3 protein-coding genes are annotated in these 4,084 nt (G+C 65.8%); all 3 read left to right on the top strand.

Features of this window, described 5'->3' with window-relative positions:
• A partial coding sequence (locus ACTJKF_RS31260; protein ID WP_440626189.1) for an electron transfer flavoprotein-ubiquinone oxidoreductase occupies positions 1 to 1,651 on the top strand: 1,651 nt, incomplete at its 5' end.
• 49 nt (positions 1,652 to 1,700) lie between these two features.
• The gene (gene bktB, locus ACTJKF_RS31255) at positions 1,701 to 2,894 is read left to right on the top strand and encodes a beta-ketothiolase BktB (protein ID WP_440628987.1); all 1,194 of its coding nucleotides are present in this window, start codon (positions 1,701 to 1,703) and stop codon (positions 2,892 to 2,894) included.
• 38 nt (positions 2,895 to 2,932) lie between these two features.
• The gene (locus ACTJKF_RS31250; protein ID WP_440628985.1) at positions 2,933 to 3,787 is read left to right on the top strand and encodes a 3-hydroxybutyryl-CoA dehydrogenase; all 855 of its coding nucleotides are present in this window, start codon (positions 2,933 to 2,935) and stop codon (positions 3,785 to 3,787) included.
• Positions 3,788 to 4,084 lie beyond the last annotated feature (297 nt).

Genomic DNA, 4,084 nt, shown 5'->3' with positions numbered 1-4,084 from the left:
GCAATACGGCCCGCGCGAATCGATGGAATACGACGTCGTGATCGTCGGCGGCGGCCCCGCCGGGCTGTCGGCCGCGATCCGGCTCAAGCAGCTGGCTGCCGAGAAAGGCACCGAGATCGGCGTGTGCGTGCTCGAGAAGGGTTCCGAGATCGGCGCGCACATCCTGTCGGGCGCGGTGATGGATCCGCGCGCGATCAACGAACTGTTCCCCGACTGGAAGGAACGCGGCGCACCGCTCGACGTCGAGGTGACCGAAGACCGCTTCCTGTTCCTGTCCGAGAAGAGCGCGGTCACGACGCCCAACTGGGCGCTGCCCGCCAACTTCCAGAATCACGGCAACTACGTGATTTCGTTGGGCAATGTCACGCGCTGGCTTGGCCAGCAGGCTGAGGCGCTCGGTGTGGAAATATTCCCGGGCTTCCCGGCCGCGGAGATTCTCTACAACGACGACGGCTCGGTCAAAGGCGTCGCCACCGGCAACATGGGCGTGGGCAAGGACGGCGAGCCGACCGAGAACTTCCAGCTCGGCATGGAGCTGCACGCGAAGTACACGCTGTTCGCCGAAGGCTGCCGCGGCCACCTGGGCCGCCAGTTGATCTCGAAGTTCAAGCTCGACGCGAACGCGGATCCGCAGGCGTACGGGATCGGCATCAAGGAACTGTGGGAAATCGATCCGGCCAAGCACAAGCCGGGCCTCGTGATCCACACGGCCGGCTGGCCGCTGAAGTCCGATACGTACGGCGGCTCGTTCCTGTATCACATGGACAACAATCAGGTGGTGGTCGGCTTCGTGGTGGGCCTGGGCTATACGAACCCGTACCTGTCGCCGTTCGAGGAATTCCAGCGCTACAAGACGCACCCGTCGATCCGCGCGTTCCTGGAAGGTGGCAAGCGCGTGTCGTACGGCGCGCGCGCGATCACCGCGGGCGGCCTGCTGTCGCTGCCGAAGACGGTGTTCCCGGGCGGCGCGCTGATCGGCGACGATGCGGGCTTCCTGAACGCATCGCGGATCAAGGGCAGCCACGCGGCGATCAAGACCGGCATGCTGGCGGCCGACGCCGCGTTCGACGCGGTGCAGGCCGGCCGTCAGAGCGATGAACTCAATGCCTACCCGGACGCGTTCAAGCAATCGTGGCTGTACACGGAGCTGTACCGCGCACGTAACTTCAAGCAGTGGATGGCCAAGGGTCTGTACCTGGGCACGCTGATGGTCGGGCTCGAGCAGAAGGTGATGGGCGGCAATGTGCCGTGGACGCTGCACCACAAGCATGCGGACCACGAGACGCTGAAGCCGGCGTCGCAATGCACGCCGATCGAGTATCCGAAGCCGGACGGCAAGCTGACGTTCGACCGGCTGTCGTCGGTGTTCATCTCGAACACGAACCATGAGGAGAACCAGCCGGCGCACCTGACGCTGAAGGATGCGAACGTGCCGGTGAACGTGAACCTGCGGACCTACGCGGGCCCCGAGGGGCGCTTCTGCCCGGCGGCGGTGTATGAGTTCGTGAAGAACGACGACGGCAGCGATCGCCTCGTGATCAACGCGCAGAACTGCGTGCACTGCAAGACCTGCGACATCAAGGACCCGACGCAGAACATCGTGTGGGTCACGCCGGAAGGCGGCGGCGGGCCGAATTACCCGAACATGTAACGCAAACGCATCCCTGCGCCCGCGGGCGCGAACGAACCGGAGTGAGACGATGAGCAATGCAGCGAAGGAAGTCGTGGTGGTGAGCGGTGTCCGTACCGCGATCGGCGATTTCGGCGGGAGCCTGAAGGATTTCTCGCCGACCGATCTCGGCGCGAAGGTCGTGAGCGAAGTGCTGTCGCGCGCGAACGTGCCGGGCGATGCGGTCGGCCATGTCGTGTTCGGCCACGTCGTGAACACCGAACCGAAGGACATGTATCTCGCGCGCGTCGCGGCGATCAACGGCGGCGTCGCGCAACACACGCCCGCGCTGACCGTGAACCGTCTGTGCGGCTCGGGCCTGCAGGCGATCGTGTCGGCCGCGCAGACGATCATGCTCGGCGACGCCGACGTCGCGATCGGCGGCGGTTCGGAGAACATGAGCCGCGCGCCGTACACCGTGCCGGCCGCACGCTTCGGCCAGCGCATGGGCGACGGCAAGCTCGTCGACATGATGCTCGGCGCACTGCACGACCCGTTCCAGACGATTCACATGGGCGTGACGGCCGAGAACGTCGCCAAAAAGTACGGTATTTCGCGTGACGCGCAGGATGCGTTGGCGCTCGAATCGCATCGTCGCGCGGCGCGCGCGATCGCGGAAGGCCGCTTCAAGGATCAGATCCTGCCGATCTCGATCCGCACGAAGAAGGGCGAGGTTGCGTTCGACACCGACGAGCACGTGCGTCACGACGCCGGCCCGGACGACTTCACGAAGCTCAAGCCGGTGTTCGTGAAGGAAGACGGCACGGTGACGGCCGGCAACGCGTCGGGGATCAACGACGCGGCCGCCGCGGTGCTGATGATGAGCGCGGATGCCGCGCGCGCGCAGGGCGTGAAGCCGCTCGCGCGTCTCGTCGCGTATGCGCATGCGGGCGTCGATCCGGCGTACATGGGCATCGGTCCGGTGCCGGCCACGCAGAAGGCGCTCGAACGCGCGGGCCTGAAGATCACCGATCTCGACGTGATCGAGGCGAACGAGGCGTTCGCGGCGCAGGCCTGCGCGGTCACGCAGGAGCTCGGCCTCGATCCGGCCAAGGTCAACCCGAACGGCTCGGGCATTTCGCTTGGCCACCCGATCGGCGCGACGGGCGCGTTGATCACGGTCAAGGCGCTGTACGAGCTGAAGCGCATCGGCGGGCGTTATGCGCTCGTGACGATGTGTATCGGCGGCGGCCAGGGCATTGCGGCGATCTTCGAGAACATCTGATAATCGACCGCTCAGCACCCGAATACACAGGAATCGTCATGGCCATTGAAACCGTCGGCGTCGTGGGCGCCGGAACCATGGGTAACGGCATTGCGCAAACCGCGGCCGTTGCAGGACTCAACGTCGTGCTGATCGACGTCAGCGATGCGGCGCTCGACAAGGGCGTCGCCGCATTGAAGGGCAGCCTCGAGCGGCTCGTGTCGAAGGAGAAGCTCGACGCCGGCGCGCGCGACGCCGCGCTCGCGCGCATCACGACGTCGACCGATTACGCGAAGCTCGCCGCGGTCGACATCGTGATCGAAGCCGCGACCGAGAACGTCGAGCTGAAGAGCCGCATCCTGAAGCAGATCGAGTCGGTCGCGCGGCCCGACGCGATCATCGCGACCAACACGTCGTCGATCTCGATCACGTCGCTCGCGGCGCTGCTCGCCGAGCCGTCGCGCTTCGTCGGCATGCATTTCTTCAACCCGGTGCCGCTGATGCCGCTCGTCGAGATCATCCGCGGGCTGCAGACGAGCGACGCGACCGCGTCGGCCGTGCGTGCGCTGACCGAGCGTTTCGACAAGTCGCCGATCGGCGTGCGCAACGCGCCGGGCTTCGTCGTGAACCGGATCCTCGTGCCGATGATCAACGAGGCGTTCTTCGTGCTGGCCGAAGGCATCGCGTCGGCCGAGGAGATCGACGCGGGGATGAAGCTCGGGGCGAACCATCCGATCGGGCCGCTCGCGCTGGCCGACCTCGTCGGGCTCGACGTGTGCCTCGCGGTGATGGACGTGTTCCTCAAGGACTTCGGCGACACGAAATATCGTGCGTGCCCGTTGTTGCGCGAGATGGTGTCGGCCGGACGGCTGGGGCGCAAGACGGGGCGTGGGGTGTACGACTACAGCAAGTAAGCGGTGCGTCAGTGCCTCTTCACGCGGCCGCCTTCGGGCGGCCGCGTGCATTAGGGCCTGTTCACGCTAATAACGGGCTTGCGAACGTGCCTTTCCGCCCGCAGGGCAAGGAGAGAGGAGGCGCAATAGCCGTAGCTATTGCAACGACGAACGACGCCGCAATGCGGGCGGAAAGGCACGTTCCCCTGTTTGGAAGAAAATCATTCGTGGGGCTGGCCCCCAGAAGGGCCGATCGCGGCGTCATGCGCCTCGCGAATACGTCGAGTATTCGCTTCGTCGCATTCCTTGCGCTCGGCC

Source organism: Burkholderia sp. 22313, from assembly GCF_052045245.1.
GTDB lineage: Bacteria > Pseudomonadota > Gammaproteobacteria > Burkholderiales > Burkholderiaceae > Burkholderia.
The sequence above is the reverse complement of the archived record's forward strand: the minus strand, read 5'-3'. Positions and strand labels throughout refer to the sequence as shown.